This window comes from Amycolatopsis sp. ATCC 39116, assembly GCF_000231075.2.
Classification (GTDB): domain Bacteria; phylum Actinomycetota; class Actinomycetes; order Mycobacteriales; family Pseudonocardiaceae; genus Amycolatopsis_E; species Amycolatopsis_E tucumanensis.
Window position 1 is genome coordinate 92,247 of record NZ_AFWY03000022.1, and the last position, 15,135, is coordinate 107,381.

Genomic DNA, 15,135 nt, shown 5'->3' on the forward strand with positions numbered 1-15,135 from the left:
GACGGCAGGCCGTAGCGCGGGTGAACGTCAGCGGAAGGCTCAGCGCTCGCCGTCGCGGACGGCCGCGGGCGGATCCACGCCGCGGGCCGCCAGCCGGTCCAGCTGGGCCTGGATCGCGTCCAGGCGGCGTTCGACGCGCCGTTCCAGCGTTTCGGCTTCGGCCTCGATCACGGCTTCCTCGGCGCGGCTGCGGCGGCCACCGCCGTGCGCCGGACGCCGCGAGCCGGACGACCGGGCGCGCGCCGGGAGTTGTCATGCCCGTGACGGCCCGGCGCGCGAAGTCTTGGCGCGACCGCACGAGGAAGCCGGAACACCCTGTCCGGCTCCTTGACAACCGTTTCCCGGATGCCGGACGATCACTTACCTACTCGCCAGTAGATTCCGGCACCCGCCAACGACGCCCGGGAGACCTGCCATGCCCCGCCGACTCGCCGCGACCCTCGCCGCGGCCACCGCGACCGCCACCCTCGCCGCCGCACCCGCCGCCCACGCCGATTCCCTCGACTACGTGGCACTCGGCGACTCCTACAGCGCCGCCTCCGGCGTGCAACCGTCCGATCCGGACGCTTCGCCGCTGTGCCTGCGCTCCAGCCGCAACTACCCGCACGTCCTCGCCGACGAGATCGGCGCGAGCCTCACCGACGTCACCTGTGGGGCAGCGGAGACGAGGCATTTCACCACCGCTCAGTACCCGGGCGTGCCGCCGCAACTGGACGCCGTCGACGCGGGCGCCGACCTGATCACGATGACCATCGGCGGCAACGACAGCGGTGTGTTCATCGGCGCGCTGCTCGCCTGCGGCTCGACCGGCATCCTCGCCGGCGGCAAGGGCAGCCCGTGCAAGGACACCTTCGGGACCAGCTTCGAGGACACCGTCCGGAACAAGACCTACCCGGCGCTCGTGAACGCGCTGCGAGCGGTGCGCGACAAGGCGCCTGACGCCGAGGTCGCGATCCTCGGGTACCCGTGGATCCTGCCCGCGACCGGCGGCTGCTTCGACAAGATGCCCGTCGCGGAGGGCGATGTGGCGTACCTGCGCAGCCTGCAGGCCACGCTCAACGACGCGGTCGGTCGCGCCGCCGAGGAGACCGGCGTGACCTACGTGGACTTCTCCGTCGCCTCCGAGGGGCACGACGCGTGCCAGCCCGCCGGCGTGCGGTGGATCGAGCCGTTCCTGCAGGGCACCAACCCGGTGGTGGTGCACCCGAACGCCCTCGGCGAGGCCGAGATGGCCGCGGAGACGCTCGAGGTGCTCGGCCTCGACTGACGCGCGCCACGGCCACCCGGGCGCGAACCCGGGCGGCCGTGGAGCGTCAGGTGCGGCGGGCGCGCAGGCGGCGGCGCCTGCGCTCGTCGCCGGTGCGCTCCTCGTGGATCTCGGCCAGCGAACGCAGCATCTCGCGTTCCCGGATCACCATCGGATCGCTGCGCAGATCCCGGTACAGCGACACGCACAACCCGATCATCACGACGACGAACGGCACCGCCACCAGGATGGTGAGGTTCTGCAGGCCGGTCAGCCCGTCCTCGCCGCCGACGAGCAGCATCACCGCCGCGACCGCACCGGTCAGCACACCCCAGAAGATCACCGCGTTGCGGTGCGGGTTGACCGATCCCTTCTGCGACAACGTCCCCATCACCACGGACGCGGCGTCCGCGCCGGAGACGAAGAAGATCGACACCAGGATCATCACCAGGATCGCCATCGGCACGAACCACGGCAGGTGCTCCAGCAGCGTGAAGGTGGCGGACTCGGAACTGCCCGCGCCCGCGATGTCCACACCGGACCGTTGCTTCTGGATCGCCGCGCCGCCGAAGATCGCGAACCACACGAGGCTGACCACGCTGGGCACCGCGATGACGCCGAGGACGAACTGGCGGATGGTGCGGCCGCGGGAGATCCGGGCGATGAACATGCCGACGAACGGGGTCCAGGAGATCCACCAGGCCCAGTAGAAGACCGTCCAGCCGGACAGCCAGGTCTGCATCTCCGCGCCGCCGGTCACGCCGGAGCGGCCGGACATCTCGGCCAGCTCGCGGAAGTAGTCGCCGATCGCGCTGGGCACCAGGTTCAGGATCAGCACCGTCGGGCCGACCACGAGCACGAACACCGCGAGCAGCGCGGCCAGCACCATGTTGATGTTGGACAGCCACTGGATGCCCTTGGCGATGCCGGACACCGCCGAGGCGATGAACGCGACGGTGAGGATCGCGATGATGCCGACCAGCAGGCCGGTGCCCGGGTTGTCGATCCAGCCGACCGACGCCATGCCGCCGCCGACCTGCAGCGCGCCGAGGCCGAGCGAGGCGGCCGAGCCGAACAGGGTCGCGAAGATCGCCATCACGTCGATCGCCTTGCCCAGCGGGCCTTCGGTGCGGCGCTTGCCGAACAGCGGCGCGAACACCGAGCTGATCAGCTGGCTGCGGCCGCGGCGGAACGTGCTGTAGGCGATGGCGAGCCCGACGACCGCGTAGATCGCCCACGGGTGGACGGTCCAGTGGAACAGGGTCGTGGCCATCGCGGTGTGCACGGCCTCGTCAGAGCCGGCGGCCGCGGTGCCCGGCGGCGGGCTGGCCAGGTGCGACACCGGTTCGTACACGCCGAAGAACATCAGGCCGATGCCCATGCCGGCGCTGAACATCATCGCGATCCACGACGCGGTGCGGAACTCGGGCTTCTCGTCGTCCCGGCCCAGCCGGATGCGGCCGTAGCGGCTGATCGCCAGCGCGACGACGAAGACCACGAAACCGCTCGCGGCGAGGACGAACGCCCAGCCGCCGTACGGGATGACCGCGTCGTTGAGCACGGTGTCCGCGATGTTCGCCAGGCTGCTCGGCGAGGCGACCCCCCAGACGATGATCGCCAGCGCCAGTGCCGCGGCGACCCCGAACACCGTGCGGTCGGTGCGCGGCGGGCCCGCCGCGTCGCCGACCGGAGGCACGTGCTCGTCCGGGAGGTGCCCGGCCGTACCGGTCTCCTCGGGAACTCTTGCGCGGGCCTCGGTTTCAGAGTCAGCAGACATACGCACGCGCCGTCGTGAGGGGCGCGGCCTCCTTTCGCAAGCGGTAACCCGAACGGGTCAAACCTAAATCATTGGTCGACCTACCGTTACCGATGGGGCGGAAATGGGCAACCTCAAGGCCCGGTTTCCGGGTGCTCATTGGCGGCACTACCAGCGGAATGGCAGGTTCGACACAGTTCGGACACAGTGCGGGCGAGAACAACGTTCAAGGGCGACTGGCTGTGATCGAGGTCGCACCGTGACCGCCGCTGCGCCGGCCGGGTGAGTGGAACGTCGATCAGCGTGGTCGGCTGTTGCACCCTGGGCTCTCCGCCCGAACCGTGCACAACGCCCTGCAGTTCCGTGACGCCGCCGTCACTCCGCACCCGGCATCGCACGCCGGGTTGCACGTGATGGCCGTCGACGACGAACCCCACGGGCTCGACGTGCGTTACCTGGGGCGTCCCGACGATGACGAGCCGCGGGACGGCGTGTTCCTCGATGTGCGGATGCCCGGGCTCGACGGCATCCACCTGGCGCGCCTGGTCTCCCGGTTCGCCGTCCGGCCGGGCGTCGTGCTGGTCACGGCCTACGAAAGCCACGCGGTCGACGCGTTCGGCTTCGAAGCCACGCACTACCTCTTGAAGCCGGTGGCGCATGTGAAGGTGGCCCAGGCCGTCGACCGCCTGCTCAAATGGCGGCCGCCCCGATGACGCTGCTCCCGGCGTTCAAGATCCCTCCGCCGCCACCCCGTCGATCTCCGCCATGTGCGTCTCCGCCCAGTCGCGCACCACCGCGAGCGCTGACTCCAGCGACAGGCCCAGGTCGGTGAGCCGGTAGTGCACGCTAGGCGGCACCGTCGGCTCCACGCGCCGCTCCGCGAGGCCGTCTCGCACCAGGCTCTGCAGCGTCGCGGACAGCATCTTCTGCGACACCCCGGGCATGCGCCGCCGGAGTTCGGCGAAGCGCACCTCCTCCGGGGCGGCCTCCGCGAGGACCTTCACGGCCATCGACGTCCACTTCGTGCCGATCCGGTCCAGCAGCCTGCGCGTCGGGCAGGCCGGGTCGAACAGGTCTCCCCTGGGCGCCTTGGTCACCTCGAACTCACCACCTGTGCGGAAAGTGCCGTCTTCCCGGCTCGCCGCCGGTTACCTACGTTGACGTGGTCACCAATGGTAACCAGCATGAGGAGCACCATGGCCGTCGCCCTGAGCAGGGTCCGCACCAACGGCATCGAGACGACCGTCGCCACCGCGGGCAGCGGTCCCGCCGTCCTGCTGCTGCACGGCTTCCCCCACACCTGGCAGCTGTGGCAGGAGGTGCTGCCCGCACTGGCGCGCACCCACCGCGTCATCGCCCCGGACCAGCGCTGGGCCGGCAGCGACGCCACCGACGGCTACGACGCCGGCACCCTCGCCGCCGACGCCCTGGGCATCCTGGACGCCCTCGGTGAACCGTCCGCGACCGTGGTGGGCATCGACGCGGGCACCCCGCCCGCCGCCCTCCTGGCCCTGCGGCACCCGGGCCGCGTCCGCCGCCTGGTCGTGATGGAGTCGCTGCTCGGCACGCTGCCCGGCGGCGAGGACTTCCTCAAAGCCGGGCCGCCGTGGTGGTTCGGGTTCCACGCGGTGCCCGGCCTCGCCGAGGAGGTCCTCGCCGGCAACGAGGCCGCCTACCTGGACTTCTTCCTCGCCGCGGGCACGCGCGGGCGGGGCGTCCCGGCCGCTGTCCGGGACGCCTTCGTCACCGCCTACACCGGCACCGCCGCCCTGCGCAGGGCCTTCTCCTTCTACCGGGAGCTGCCGCGCACCGCCGGGCAGATCGAGGCGGCCGTGCGGGAACACCGCCTGACCGTGCCCACCCTGGCGGTCGGCGCGCACCCCGTCGGCGACGCGCTCGCCCGCCAGCTGCGGCCGGTCACCGACGACCTGACCAGCCGGCTCATCCCGGACTGCGGGCACATCATCCCGCTCGACCGGCCCGCCGAGCTGCTGTCAGTGCTGGAGCCCTTCCTGCGCCGGTGACGCCTGCGCCACCGCGGCCGCGTCGCGCTTGCCCGATCCCAGCAGCAGGATCGCGCACAGGCCGAGCGCCGCGACGACCGCGAAGAAGTAGAAGCCCCACGGGTAGGCCACGCCGGCCGTCACGAGCGCGCCGGTCACGAACGGGCCGAGGATCGAGCCCAGCCGCCCGATCGCCGACGTCATCCCGAGCGCCGTGCCCCGCGCCTGCGCCGGGAAGGCGTGCGCGACGTAGCCGTAGATCAGCACCTGCGCGGAGAACACGAACACGCCGGTCAGCAGCACCAGCCCGTTGAGCACGAAGCTGTTGCCGATCTTCAGGCTCAGCAGCGCCAGCAGCACCGCACCGGCGCCGAACCAGATCCGCGCGATCGGGCGGATGCCGAAGCGGTCGGCGATCGTCCCGGCGAGCACCAGCCCGATGACCGCGCCGACGTTGAGCACCAGCAGCAGCGTGATCGACGTGGACAACGGGTAGCCCGCGGTGCGCATCAGCTGCGGCAGCCACGTGTTCAGGCCGTACACCAGCAGCAGGCCCATGAACGAGCCGGTCCACACGGCGATGCTGATGCGGCGGAACTTCGGCCCGATCAGGTCGCGGAAGCTGAACTTCTCCGCGTCCTGCTTCGCCTCCAGGTAGGCGGCCGACTCGGGCAGCTTCCACCACATGATCGGCACCACGAGCAGGCCGGCGATGCCGCCGCCGTAGAACAGGACGTGCCAGTTCTCCACCGCGGCCAGCGCGAGCACCGAGGTGAGCACCGCGCCGACGTGGTAGCCGGTCATGGTGAACGTGGAGGCGCTGGCCCGGCGCCGCGCGGGCAGGTTCTCCGACATCACGGTTAGGGCGACCGGCATGCACGCGCCGAGGCCCAGCCCGGCGACGAAGCGGAACACGCCGAAGGTGGCCACGTTCGGCGCCAGCGGCAGCACCAGCGTGAACACCGAGAACAGCAGCACCGAGCCGATGAGCATGATGCGCCGTCCGAAGCGGTCGGTCAGCGGGCCGAGCGCGGCGGCGCCCACCGCGACGCCGATCAGCGACACGGTGGCCACGGCGGTCGCGCCGGCCGCGGTGAACCCGAGGTGCCCGGTCTTGAGCAGCGTCGGGATCGTGGCGCCGAGCGCGACCAGGTCGTAGCCCTCGAGCAGGACGGTCAGCCAGCACAGCACCGCCGTCCAGACCGAGCGGGCGGGAGACGTCGTCATTGCCGTTCTCCTTGTGGGGTGTGGGGACTAGGGCGTGGTGAGTTCGGTGTCCACCTGGATCAGGCGGGGTCCGGCGGGGGTGGTCTTCAGCTGGGCGCGCAGGTCGTCCACATCGGACACCGTGGTGGCCGGGACGCCGTAGCCGGTGGCGATCGCGGCGAAGTCCAGGCCGGGGATCTCGGTGCCCGGCACGTCCGTGGTGCCCAGCAGGCCGGCGAACCAGCGCAGCGCGCCGTAGGTGCCGTTGCGCAGGATCACGAACGTCACCGGCACCCGGTAGCGGGCCGCGGTCCACAGCGCGGTGATGCCGTAGTTGGCGGAGCCGTCGCCGATGACGCCGACCACCGGGCGGCCGGGCAGGCCCATCGCGACCCCGACCGCGGCGGGCATCCCGAACCCGAGGCCGCCCGCGGCCGGCCAGAAGTAGGAGCCGGGCCGGCGCAGGTCCATCTGCCGCCACCACGCCGAGTTGGTCGACGTGGACTCGACCACGTAGGCGGTGTCGGCGGGCTGGGTCTCGCGCAGCGCGGCGAACACCTGCTCCGGGTGCAGGGCCCGCTCGCCGGTGGCCGCCGCCGGGTTCGGGGCGAACGCCGTCTCCCCGGCCTCCCGGGCGGGCAGCCGGGCGAGCAGGCCGTCCAGGACCGCGCCCGCGCTCGCGACCAGCGACTCCCCCATCGGCGCGCGGGCGGCCTCGCCCGGGTCGTCGGTGACCTGGACCAGCGTGGCGCCCTCGGGCAGGAACGGCCCGGGCACGTGCTGGTGGTAGCGGAACACCGGCGCGCCCAGCACGAGGACCAGGTCGTGGCCGTCGAGTTCGGCCGACACCGAGCCGATCCCGGCGGGCAGGACGCCGCGGAACAACGGGTGCCGGTTGGGGAACGGCAACCGGTGCGGTGACGGCGACACCCACACCGGCAGGGCGCGGTGCTCGGCGAAGGCCACCGCGCGGTCGAAGAGCCCGAGTGCGTCGATGTCGCCGCCGAGCACCAGCACCGGGTTGCGCGCGGCGCCGAGCCGCCGGGCGAGGTCGTCGAGCTGGCCCGCGTCCGGCGACAGGCCGCGGCGGACCGTGCGGTCGAGGACCGGGTTGTCGTCGATCTCGGCGGCCCAGTCGTCGTAGGGCACCGACAGGTAGGTGGGGCGGCGCTGCAGTTCGGCCTCGAACACGGCCTGCGCCAGCGAACGCGGCACGTCGCCGGGGCAGCTGGGCTCACCGGACCAGCCGACCAGCGGGCGCATCAGCTGGGTGGCGTCGACGTTGGCGAGCATCGCCTCCAGCCCGATCGCCGAGCGGACCTGCTGGCCCGCGGTCAGCACCAGCGGCGAGCGGGAGTAGACGGCGTTGGTGAGGGCGCCCATCGCGTTGCCCGAGCCGGCGGCGGCGTGCAGGTTGACCAGCACCGGGCGGCCGGTGGCCTGGGCGTACCCGTCGGCCATCCCGACCACCACGCCCTCGTGCAGGCCGAGGACGTAGGTGAAGCCGTCCGGCAGTCCGGCCAGGAACGGCAGCTCGTTGGAGCCCGGGTTGCCGAAGATCGTGGTGAGGCCACGGCGTTCCAGGAACTCGTGGGCGACCTTCCGGACTGTCGGCATGCGCGGTGTCCTCCTCGGCACTGGGGGTTGCCCCGAGGGTGGCAGATCATCCGGCCGTGCTCCAATCAATGTTGCCGACCGCCCTCATAGACAGGATCGATGATGCGGGACTTCGACCTCAACCTCGTGCGGACGTTCGTGCTGCTCTACGAGACGCGCAGCGTGACGGCGACCGCGGAGTCCCTGCACGTCACCCAGCCGACGGTGAGCTACAGCCTGCAGAAGCTGCGCCGCCGCTTCTCCGACGAGCTGTTCCGCCGCACCGGCGGCGGCCTGGCCCCGACCACCACCGCGCAGGCCCTGTACCCGTCGCTGCACCACGCGCTGGCCGAGATCGAGTCCACGCTGAGCGGCGCGCACACCTTCGACCCGGCGACGGCGCGCGCCCGGTTCACGCTGTGCCTGTCGGACCTCGGCGAGGTGTCGCTGCTGCCCCGGCTGATGGCGGCGCTGCCGTCGCGGGCGCCCGGCGTCACGCTGACCGTGCGGCCGCTGGACGTGGACAGCGCGGTGGACCAGCTCGGCCGCGGCGAGATCGACGCGTTCGTGGCGTCGCCGCTGATCAGCTCGCAACGGGTGGCGCGCATCCCGCTGTTCGCCGAGGGCTACGTCGGCATGGTCGCCGCCGACCACCCGCGGCTGCGCGGCGCGTCGGTGACGCTCGCCGATCTGACGCGGGAGCAGCACATCGCGGTGTTCGGTCCCACCGGGCACCACGGCCCGCGCCGGGCGCTGGAGGCGCGGGGCCTGCTGGACCGGGTGGTGCTGGAGGTGACCCGGTTCTCAACGCTGCCGTACCTGGTGCAGGACAGCGAACTGTTCGCGATGGTCCCGCGGCTGGTGGCGGACGTCTTCGCGGCCGACCACCGCGTGCGGCTGCTGGAGCTGCCGTTCGACATCGAGCCCGCGCAGGTCTCGGTGTACGCGCGGCACGGGCACGCCCGCACCCCGGCGCAGCACTGGCTGACCGAATTCATGCACGAGGTGCTGTCCGAACCGGCGATCCGGGAATCACTCCGGCCCTGATCGCGTTGCCAGCGGAAACCGATCTTGACCGGAAGGACCCCGCGGATGCCGCTGACAGGCGAGTACGAGCCCGGCACGATGACCATGTCCCGCAACCAGGTCGAGCAGATCGAGAGCTCGGGCGGCACGCAGGGCGTCGCGATGCACGGGATGCGGGTGATCGTGCTGACGACGATCGGCCGGAAGTCCGGGAAGCTGCGCAAGGCGCCGCTGATGCGCGTCGAGCACGACGGGGTCTACGCGGCCGTCGCGTCGCTGGGCGGGGCGCCGAAGAACCCGGTCTGGTACCTCAACGCCCTGGCCGATCCGCGGGTCGAGGTCCGCGACGGCGAGCAGGTGTTCGACATGATCGCGCGCGAGGCGGAGGGCGAGGAACGCGAGGTGTGGTGGCAGCGCGCGGTCGAGGTGTTCCCGCAGTACGCGAAGTACCAGGAGTCGACGGAACGGCGGATCCCGGTGCTGCTGCTGGAACCCGCGCCCGCGCCGCACTGACCGCGACCCCGCGGGCTCACGGCCCGAAGGCGGTCAGGAACCGGTCCCGGAACGCGCTCATCGGCCAGACCGGCGCGTCCGGGGCCGGGCGGAGCCCGTCCTGCCAGCCCCAGCCGGTGATGCGGTCCAGCACGGCCGGGTCGCGCGCCACCAGCGTCACCGGCACGTCACGGCTCGCGCCCTCGCCGGTGACCGAGGTGTTCGGCTGGTGGTCGCCGAGGAACACCAGCACCAGGTCGTCGTCGCCGAAGGTCTCCACGTACGAGATCAGCGCGGACAGCGAGTACTCGACTGCGTCGCCGTAGGCGGCCCGCACGCGCGCCGGATCGGACCACACCTCGTCCACCGACGGGCCGGTGTGCGTGAACGTCGAGCCGTCGCCGACGGCGCCCCAGTCCACCATCCGCGGCAGCGGCGCCCACGGCCAGTGGCTGGACACCAGGTCGAGTTCCGCCATCAGCGGCGGGTGCCCTGGCGTCATCTCGTTGCGGTGGAACGCCGACAGCGTGAACTGGTCGGGCATCGCCGCGTAGGAGAAGTTCGGGCCGCGGTAGCCGATGTTGCGGCCGTCGTAGAGCCGGCCGAACCGGTAGACCGCGCCCTCCGGCCAGTCCGCGCCGTTCTCCGGCTGCACGTTGACCGTGCGCCAGCCCGCCCGCGCGAACGCGCCGGACAGGGTCAGCCGGTCGCTGCCGACGAAGGTGCGGTAGCGCTGCTGGTTGTCCACCCACAGCCCGGACTCCATTGTGGAGTGCGCGAGCCAGCTGCCCCCGCCGCTGGTCGAGGAGGTGAGGAACGCGCTGCGTGCGCTGAACCCGGCGGCCCGCAACCGGTCGGCGCCGGAGTCGAGCAACGCGGTCACCCCGGGGTCGTCCAACGCGACCCGGCCGTAGCTCTCCACGAAGGTGAGCAGGAAGTCCTTGCCCCGCAACGAGGTCAGCAACTCATCGGGCGGGGTGTCGCGGAAGGCGTCGGCGGCCATCTCGGCGGCGAACTCCCGCTGGTCGGCCAGATCCGAAGCGACCGCGCGCACCTCGCGGTAGGCCAGCGCGGCGGTCGCGCGGGACGCCAGCGGCAACCCGGTCAGCGCGGCCGCGATCCAGACGACCGCCAGCACGGCGACCACCCGCGCCGAGACCGCACGGTGGTCCGCGGCGACCCGGGCCAGCCGCATCGCCGCCCAGGTCGTCAGCAGCACCAGCGCGACGGCGGCCAGCACCGCGCCGGCCACGGCGGCCACCCGCGCGAACCCGCCGAGCAGGCTCAGCGCCGGCCCGGCGAAGCTCCAGTCGAACACCAGGCTGAACGGGCGGTCGAACGCGCGGTGGAACCCGATGTCGGCGATCTTGAGCAGCACCAGCACCCCGAGGACCGCGCCGGCCACCGCCGCCACGATCCGCCGTCCGCGCGGCGGCAGGACCAGCACCAGCGCGACGCCGGCCAACGCCTCCACCGGGATCCGCAGCAACGTCGCCGGCCCGAACAGCGCCAGGTTGTTCGGCACGACCAGCGCGGCGACGACGAGCACGCACGCGAGCACGTCCGCCGCCATCCGGCGCGCGGTCACCGGTTCCGCCACAGCGTCCCCACGTCCCGGCCGAACGACCACACCAGCGCCGTCAGCGCACCTCCGGCCACGACGACCGCCGCGGGCCGGGGCAGCACATCGGCGGCCACCACGACCAGCGCGATGCCCTGCGTCGCCGCGACCGCCTTGCGCGCCAGGTTCGGCGTCAGCGGCCCGCGCAGCCACGGCGCGAGCCACCCGGCCGCCACGAACGCGTAGCGCATCGCGCCGATCAGCAGCACCCACGGCCCCAGCGCCAGCGCGACCGGCACGCAGAGCACGAGGATCAGGAACGCGTCCACCTCCATGTCGAACCGCGCGCCCAGCGGCGACACGGTCCCGGTGCGGCGGGCGACCCGGCCGTCGACCGCGTCCAGCGCGAGCGCGACCGCCGCCAGCACGACCAGCACCGGCCCGGACAACCCGGCGGCGACCAGCGCGACGACACCGCCGACGAGCGTCGCGCGGGTCAGCGTGACCCGGTCCGCGGGCCCCAGCGCGGCCCGGCCGGACCGGCGCAGCGCGGCGCCGAGCAGGCCCAGCAACGCCGCGCCGTAGGCGGCGCCGGCGAGCCAGCCCAGCAGCCCCACGCCCAGGGTCATCGCGAGCACGTTCAGCAGCACGATCAGGCCGCACGCCGCCAGGGCCTGTTCCTGGCCGGCGGCAACCGTGCCACGCTGGGTCTGGACGATCATGGTGATCGTGTCCCTTCGCCGGAGGTGTGCCCATGACACGTGCCGCACGGGCGTTCTGGTTCAACCCGCCGGGGCCGGGTGAGGTCCGGACGGTCCCGTTGCCCGAGCGCGGGCCGGACGAAGTCGAGGTCCGGACGCTGTTCTCGGGCGTGAGCCGGGGCACCGAGACGCTCGTCTTCCGCGGCGCGGTCCCGGCGAGCCAGCACGAGCTGATGCGCGCGCCGTTCCAGGAGGGCGGGTTCCCGGGGCCGGTGAAGTACGGCTACCTCAACGTCGGCGTGGTCGAGGACGGGCCGCCGGAGCTGACCGGGCGCACGGTGTTCACGCTCTACCCGCACCAGACCCGGTTCGTCGTCCCGGCCGGCGCGGTCACGCCGGTGCCGGACGCGGTGCCCGCGGGGCGGGCGATCCTGGCCGGCACCGTGGAGACGGCGGTGAACGCGCTGTGGGACGCCGCGCCGCTGCTCGGCGACCGGGTCGCCGTGGTCGGCGGCGGCATGGTCGGCTGCGCGGTCGCGGCGCTGCTGGCGCGCTTCCCGGCGGTGCGGGCGCAGCTGGTCGACGTGGACCCGGAGCGGGCCGCGGTGGCGGCGGCGCTGGGCGTGGAGTTCGCCCTGCCCGGCGACGCCGCCGAGGGCTGCGACCTCGTGGTGCACACGAGCGGGACCGATGCCGGCCTGGCCAGGGCGCTGGAGCTGGTGGCGCCGGAGGGCGAGGTCGTCGAGCTGAGCTGGTACGGCGACCGGCGGGTCAGCGTGCCGCTCGGCGAGTTCTTCCACTCGCGGCGGCTGACGATCCGCGGCAGCCAGGTCGGCATGGTGTCCCCGGCCCGGCGGTCGCGGCGCGGCTCCGGCGACCGGCTCGCGCTGGCGCTGGAGCTGCTCGCCGATCCCGTGTTCGACACCCTGATCACCGGGGAGTGCGCGTTCGAGGACCTGCCGTCGGTCATGCCGGGGCTGGCCTCGGGCGCGATCCCCGCGCTGTGCCACCGCGTCGTCTACCCGTAGGAGGGCCCTTGTTCAGCGTCACCGTCCGCGACCACGTGATGGTCGCCCACAGCTTCCGCGGCGAGGTGTTCGGCCCCGCCCAGCGCCTGCACGGCGCGACGTTCGTGGTGGACGCGACGTTCCGCCGCGCCGAACTGGACGCGGACAACATCGTCGTCGACATCGGGCTGGCGACCCAGCAGCTGGGCGCCGTGCTGGCCGACCTCAACTACCGCAACCTGGACGAGGTGCCGGAGTTCGCCGGGGTCAACACGTCCACGGAATTCCTGGCGAAGGTGATCGCCGACCGGCTCGCCGACCGCGTGCACTCGGGTGCGCTCGGCGAGGGCGCGCACGGGCTGGCGGGGATCTCGGTGACACTGCGCGAATCGCACGTGGCGTGGGCGAGCTACGACCGTGATCTTCATCCTGCCGGCTGACGTCGACGATCCGGAACTGCCCAGCGGCGGCAACGTCTACGACCGGCGGATCAGCCGCGAGCTGACCGCGCTGGGCAGGCCGGTGCGGGAGGTCGCGATCCCCGGGTCGTGGCCGCACCCGTCTGAGGCGGCGCGCGCCGCGCTGGACCGCGCGCTGGCGGCCGCCGAGCCGGGGTCGCTGGTGGTAATCGACGGGCTGGTGGCGTGCGGCGTACCGGACGTGGTGGTGCCGCACGCCGCGCGGCTGCGGCTGGTGGTGCTGGTGCACATGCCCCTGGCCGACGAGACCGGAGCGCACGCGGAGCTGGACGCCTTGGAGCGGTCGACGTTGCGGGCGGCGTCGGCGGTGGTCACGCCCAGCGCGCGGACGGCCGCGCGGCTGGTGCGCCACCACGGGTTGCCCCGGGACCGGGTGCACGTGGTCACGCCCGGCACGGATCCCGCGCCGCTGTCGTCGGGTGAGGAACTGCTGTGTGTGGCGTCGCTGACCCCGCACAAGGGGCAGGACGTGCTGGTCGAGGCCCTGGCCGCGGTGGCGGACCTGGACTGGGTGTGCCGGCTGGTCGGGCCGGTGCACCGCTCCCCTGCCTTCGCCGCGCGGGTGCGGGACCTGGTGGCACGGCTCGGGCTGGCGGCGCGGGTGATGATCACCGGGCCGCTGACCGGGTCGGCGCTGGAGCAGGCGTACGCGCGGGCCGGGCTGCTGGTGCTGCCGTCGCGGTCGGAGACCTACGGGATGGTGGTGACGGAGGCGCTGGCGCGCGGGATCCCGGTGCTGACGTCGGTGGAGACCGAGGCGCTCGGCCGGGCGGCGGACGGGTCGCCGCCCGGGATCGTGGTGCCGCCCGGCGACGTGGACGCGCTGGCCGGGGCCCTGCGCACCTGGCTGACCTCGACGGAAACGCGGTCGGCGCTGCGCCGGGCGGCCCGTTCCCGGCGTGACGGGTTGTTGCCGTGGGCGACCACCGCGCGGGTGATGGACCGGATCCTGGTTGAACCGGAACCGGGGGCGCGTCCGTGACAAGGGTGTGGCACACGACCGATGGGACGGCGCCGGGCCCGGCGCACCCGGCAGCGCGGACACGACCCGCTGCGCCCCGGACTGGCTGGCGCTGCGCGAACCCGCCGACGCGGCCGCGCGGGCGGCGGAACTGCTCACCCCGCTGCGGCGGTGGCTGGGCGACCGTCCCGCCCCGCTGGTCGTCCGCGACCTCGGTGCGGGCACCGGGTCGATGGGCCGGTGGCTCGCGCCGCGGCTGGGCGTCCCGCAGCACTGGGTCCTGCACGACCGCGACCCCGGCCTGCTCGCGCGCGCCTCGGTCCGCGGGGCGACCTTCGAGACCCGCTGCGGCGAGCTCGACGGCTTGGACCTGACCGGCACGTCGCTGCTCACCGCCTCGGCGCTGCTGGACCTGCTGACACCGTCCGATGTGGACACGATCGCCGACGCGTGCGCCGCGGCGGGGTGCGCGGCGCTGCTGACGTTGTCGGTCGCCGGGCGGGTCGAGCTGACGCCCGCGGACCCGCTCGACGCGGACCTCACCGCGGCCTTCAACGCCCACCAGCGGCGCGGCGCGCTGCTCGGCCCGGACGCGATCGCGGTGGCGACGTGGGCGTTCGAGCGGCGCGGCGCGGTGGTGCACCGCGCCCCCAGCCCGTGGCGGCTCGGGCCGGAGCAGCGTGAGCTGACCGAACAGTGGTTCCGCGGGTGGGTCGCCGCCGCCCGGCTGCAGGAACCGTGGCTGGACACCGAGGCCTACACCCGGCGGCGGCTGGCCGCCTGCGCGGCGGGTGAGCTGGAGGTGGTCGTGCACCACACCGACCTGCTGGCGATCGGAGCCCGATGACGACCTGCGCCACCGGGAGGGCGGCTGTGGCGGTGGCTGCGCCTGCCCGCGCCGACGACCGGAGCCCGATGACCAGCCCCACCACCACCCGCGCAACGGCAGCCCGCCTCTGGCCGTGGCTCCGCCTGCTCACCGCGGCCGGCATCCTCACCACCCTCGTCTGGAAGGCCGACACCGCCGCATTGCCCAGACTCACCGACACCCGATCGGCCGTGCGCACGCCAGCGATCGGAGCCCAATGAGCACCCCGACCA

At 73.3% G+C, this 15,135-nt stretch carries 17 protein-coding genes; 10 read left to right on the forward strand and 7 right to left on the reverse strand.

Annotation, left to right across the window (positions count from 1 at the left end; all coding sequences use genetic code 11):
- Positions 1–39: 39 nt before the first annotated feature.
- Positions 40–171: a hypothetical protein gene (locus AMY39116_RS47885; protein ID WP_020419884.1), complete on the reverse strand. Its 132-nt coding sequence runs from the start codon at positions 169–171 to the stop codon at positions 40–42.
- A gap of 244 nt (positions 172–415) precedes the next feature.
- On the opposite strand from AMY39116_RS47885, the gene AMY39116_RS0322500 reads away from it, so the two are divergent.
- On the forward strand, positions 416–1,267 hold the full coding sequence (locus AMY39116_RS0322500; RefSeq protein ID WP_020419885.1) for an SGNH/GDSL hydrolase family protein: 852 nt from the start codon (positions 416–418) through the stop codon (positions 1,265–1,267).
- Between the two features lie 46 nt (positions 1,268–1,313).
- Here the strand turns inward: AMY39116_RS0322500 and AMY39116_RS0322505 are convergent, their stop codons facing one another.
- Complete coding sequence (locus AMY39116_RS0322505) at positions 1,314–3,023, reverse strand: BCCT family transporter (RefSeq protein WP_027936145.1); 1,710 nt, start codon at positions 3,021–3,023, stop codon at positions 1,314–1,316.
- Positions 3,024–3,415: 392 nt separating this feature from the next.
- Here AMY39116_RS0322505 and AMY39116_RS43425 point away from each other — a divergent pair, with 392 nt between their 5' ends.
- The gene (locus AMY39116_RS43425; protein ID WP_202961454.1) at positions 3,416–3,715 is read left to right on the forward strand and encodes a response regulator; all 300 of its coding nucleotides are present in this window, start codon (positions 3,416–3,418) and stop codon (positions 3,713–3,715) included.
- Positions 3,716–3,730: 15 nt separating this feature from the next.
- On the opposite strand, the gene AMY39116_RS0322515 is transcribed toward AMY39116_RS43425, so the two are convergent.
- Positions 3,731–4,099 carry a helix-turn-helix domain-containing protein gene (locus tag AMY39116_RS0322515; RefSeq protein WP_020419888.1) on the reverse strand — a complete coding sequence of 123 codons (369 nt, stop codon included), beginning with the start codon at positions 4,097–4,099 and terminating at the stop codon, positions 3,731–3,733.
- A gap of 87 nt (positions 4,100–4,186) precedes the next feature.
- Here AMY39116_RS0322515 and AMY39116_RS0322520 point away from each other — a divergent pair, with 87 nt between their 5' ends.
- A complete protein-coding gene (locus AMY39116_RS0322520) occupies positions 4,187–5,026 on the forward strand; it encodes an alpha/beta fold hydrolase (protein ID WP_027936146.1) in 840 nt (279 codons plus the stop codon).
- Here AMY39116_RS0322520 and AMY39116_RS0322525 read toward each other — a convergent pair.
- Positions 4,997–6,232 (reverse strand): aromatic acid/H+ symport family MFS transporter, encoded by a 1,236-nt coding sequence (locus AMY39116_RS0322525; protein WP_020419890.1) that lies wholly within the window; start codon positions 6,230–6,232, stop codon positions 4,997–4,999. The two genes, AMY39116_RS0322520 and AMY39116_RS0322525, sit on opposite strands and share 30 nt — an antisense overlap.
- Before the next feature lie 27 nt (positions 6,233–6,259).
- Positions 6,260–7,828, reverse strand: a complete 1,569-nt coding sequence (gene mdlC / locus AMY39116_RS0322530) for a benzoylformate decarboxylase (protein ID WP_020419891.1) — start codon at positions 7,826–7,828, stop codon at positions 6,260–6,262.
- A 99-nt stretch (positions 7,829–7,927) separates the two neighbouring features.
- Between mdlC and AMY39116_RS0322535 the strand changes: the two genes are divergently transcribed.
- Both AMY39116_RS0322535 and AMY39116_RS0322540 read left to right on the forward strand, forming a co-directional pair.
- Entirely contained in the window at positions 7,928–8,854 is a 927-nt protein-coding gene (locus AMY39116_RS0322535) for a LysR family transcriptional regulator (protein ID WP_235716194.1), read from the forward strand.
- 45 nt (positions 8,855–8,899) lie between these two features.
- The gene (locus tag AMY39116_RS0322540) at positions 8,900–9,346 is read left to right on the forward strand and encodes a nitroreductase family deazaflavin-dependent oxidoreductase (protein ID WP_020419893.1); all 447 of its coding nucleotides are present in this window, start codon (positions 8,900–8,902) and stop codon (positions 9,344–9,346) included.
- Positions 9,347–9,362: 16 nt separating this feature from the next.
- Here AMY39116_RS0322540 and AMY39116_RS0322545 read toward each other — a convergent pair whose 3' ends face one another.
- A complete protein-coding gene (locus tag AMY39116_RS0322545; protein ID WP_020419894.1) occupies positions 9,363–10,925 on the reverse strand; it encodes a sulfatase in 1,563 nt (520 codons plus the stop codon).
- Complete coding sequence (locus AMY39116_RS0322550; RefSeq protein WP_020419895.1) at positions 10,910–11,608, reverse strand: CDP-alcohol phosphatidyltransferase family protein; 699 nt, start codon at positions 11,606–11,608, stop codon at positions 10,910–10,912. Before AMY39116_RS0322550 ends, AMY39116_RS0322545 begins: the two co-directional genes overlap by 16 nt.
- 32 nt (positions 11,609–11,640) lie before the next feature.
- Between AMY39116_RS0322550 and AMY39116_RS0322555 the strand changes: the two genes are divergently transcribed.
- The 5 genes from AMY39116_RS0322555 to AMY39116_RS46995 all read left to right on the forward strand — a co-directional run bounded on the left by AMY39116_RS0322555 (position 11,641) and on the right by AMY39116_RS46995 (position 15,123).
- Positions 11,641–12,615, forward strand: a complete 975-nt coding sequence (locus AMY39116_RS0322555) for a zinc-binding alcohol dehydrogenase (protein WP_020419896.1) — start codon at positions 11,641–11,643, stop codon at positions 12,613–12,615.
- A gap of 8 nt (positions 12,616–12,623) precedes the next feature.
- Positions 12,624–13,034, forward strand: coding sequence for a 6-carboxytetrahydropterin synthase (locus tag AMY39116_RS0322560; RefSeq protein WP_020419897.1), 411 nt, complete (start codon positions 12,624–12,626; stop codon positions 13,032–13,034).
- Positions 13,012–14,055, forward strand: a complete 1,044-nt coding sequence (locus AMY39116_RS0322565) for a glycosyltransferase family 4 protein (RefSeq protein ID WP_020419898.1) — start codon at positions 13,012–13,014, stop codon at positions 14,053–14,055. Before AMY39116_RS0322560 ends, AMY39116_RS0322565 begins: the two co-directional genes overlap by 23 nt.
- Before the next feature lie 7 nt (positions 14,056–14,062).
- Entirely contained in the window at positions 14,063–14,881 is an 819-nt protein-coding gene (locus AMY39116_RS0322570) for an SAM-dependent methyltransferase (RefSeq protein WP_235716195.1), read from the forward strand.
- Between the two features lie 68 nt (positions 14,882–14,949).
- Positions 14,950–15,123: a hypothetical protein gene (locus AMY39116_RS46995; RefSeq protein WP_193354379.1), complete on the forward strand. Its 174-nt coding sequence runs from the start codon at positions 14,950–14,952 to the stop codon at positions 15,121–15,123.
- The last annotated feature ends 12 nt before the right edge of the window (positions 15,124–15,135 follow it).

What these genes read in the sequence shown, in the direction of transcription:
- AMY39116_RS0322500 (WP_020419885.1), top strand. Translation starts at nt 416, where the DNA reads ATGCCCCGCCGACTCGCCGCGACCCTCGCCGCGGCCACCGCGACCGCC.
- AMY39116_RS0322505 (WP_027936145.1), bottom strand. Translation starts at nt 3,023, where the DNA reads ATGTCTGCTGACTCTGAAACCGAGGCCCGCGCAAGAGTTCCCGAGGAG.
- AMY39116_RS43425 (WP_202961454.1), top strand. Translation starts at nt 3,416, where the DNA reads ATGGCCGTCGACGACGAACCCCACGGGCTCGACGTGCGTTACCTGGGG.
- AMY39116_RS0322520 (WP_027936146.1), top strand. Translation starts at nt 4,187, where the DNA reads ATGAGGAGCACCATGGCCGTCGCCCTGAGCAGGGTCCGCACCAACGGC.
- AMY39116_RS0322525 (WP_020419890.1), bottom strand. Translation starts at nt 6,232, where the DNA reads ATGACGACGTCTCCCGCCCGCTCGGTCTGGACGGCGGTGCTGTGCTGG.
- mdlC (WP_020419891.1), bottom strand. Translation starts at nt 7,828, where the DNA reads ATGCCGACAGTCCGGAAGGTCGCCCACGAGTTCCTGGAACGCCGTGGC.
- AMY39116_RS0322535 (WP_235716194.1), top strand. Translation starts at nt 7,928, where the DNA reads ATGATGCGGGACTTCGACCTCAACCTCGTGCGGACGTTCGTGCTGCTC.
- AMY39116_RS0322540 (WP_020419893.1), top strand. Translation starts at nt 8,900, where the DNA reads ATGCCGCTGACAGGCGAGTACGAGCCCGGCACGATGACCATGTCCCGC.
- AMY39116_RS0322550 (WP_020419895.1), bottom strand. Translation starts at nt 11,608, where the DNA reads ATGATCGTCCAGACCCAGCGTGGCACGGTTGCCGCCGGCCAGGAACAG.
- AMY39116_RS0322555 (WP_020419896.1), top strand. Translation starts at nt 11,641, where the DNA reads ATGACACGTGCCGCACGGGCGTTCTGGTTCAACCCGCCGGGGCCGGGT.
- AMY39116_RS46995 (WP_193354379.1), top strand. Translation starts at nt 14,950, where the DNA reads ATGACCAGCCCCACCACCACCCGCGCAACGGCAGCCCGCCTCTGGCCG.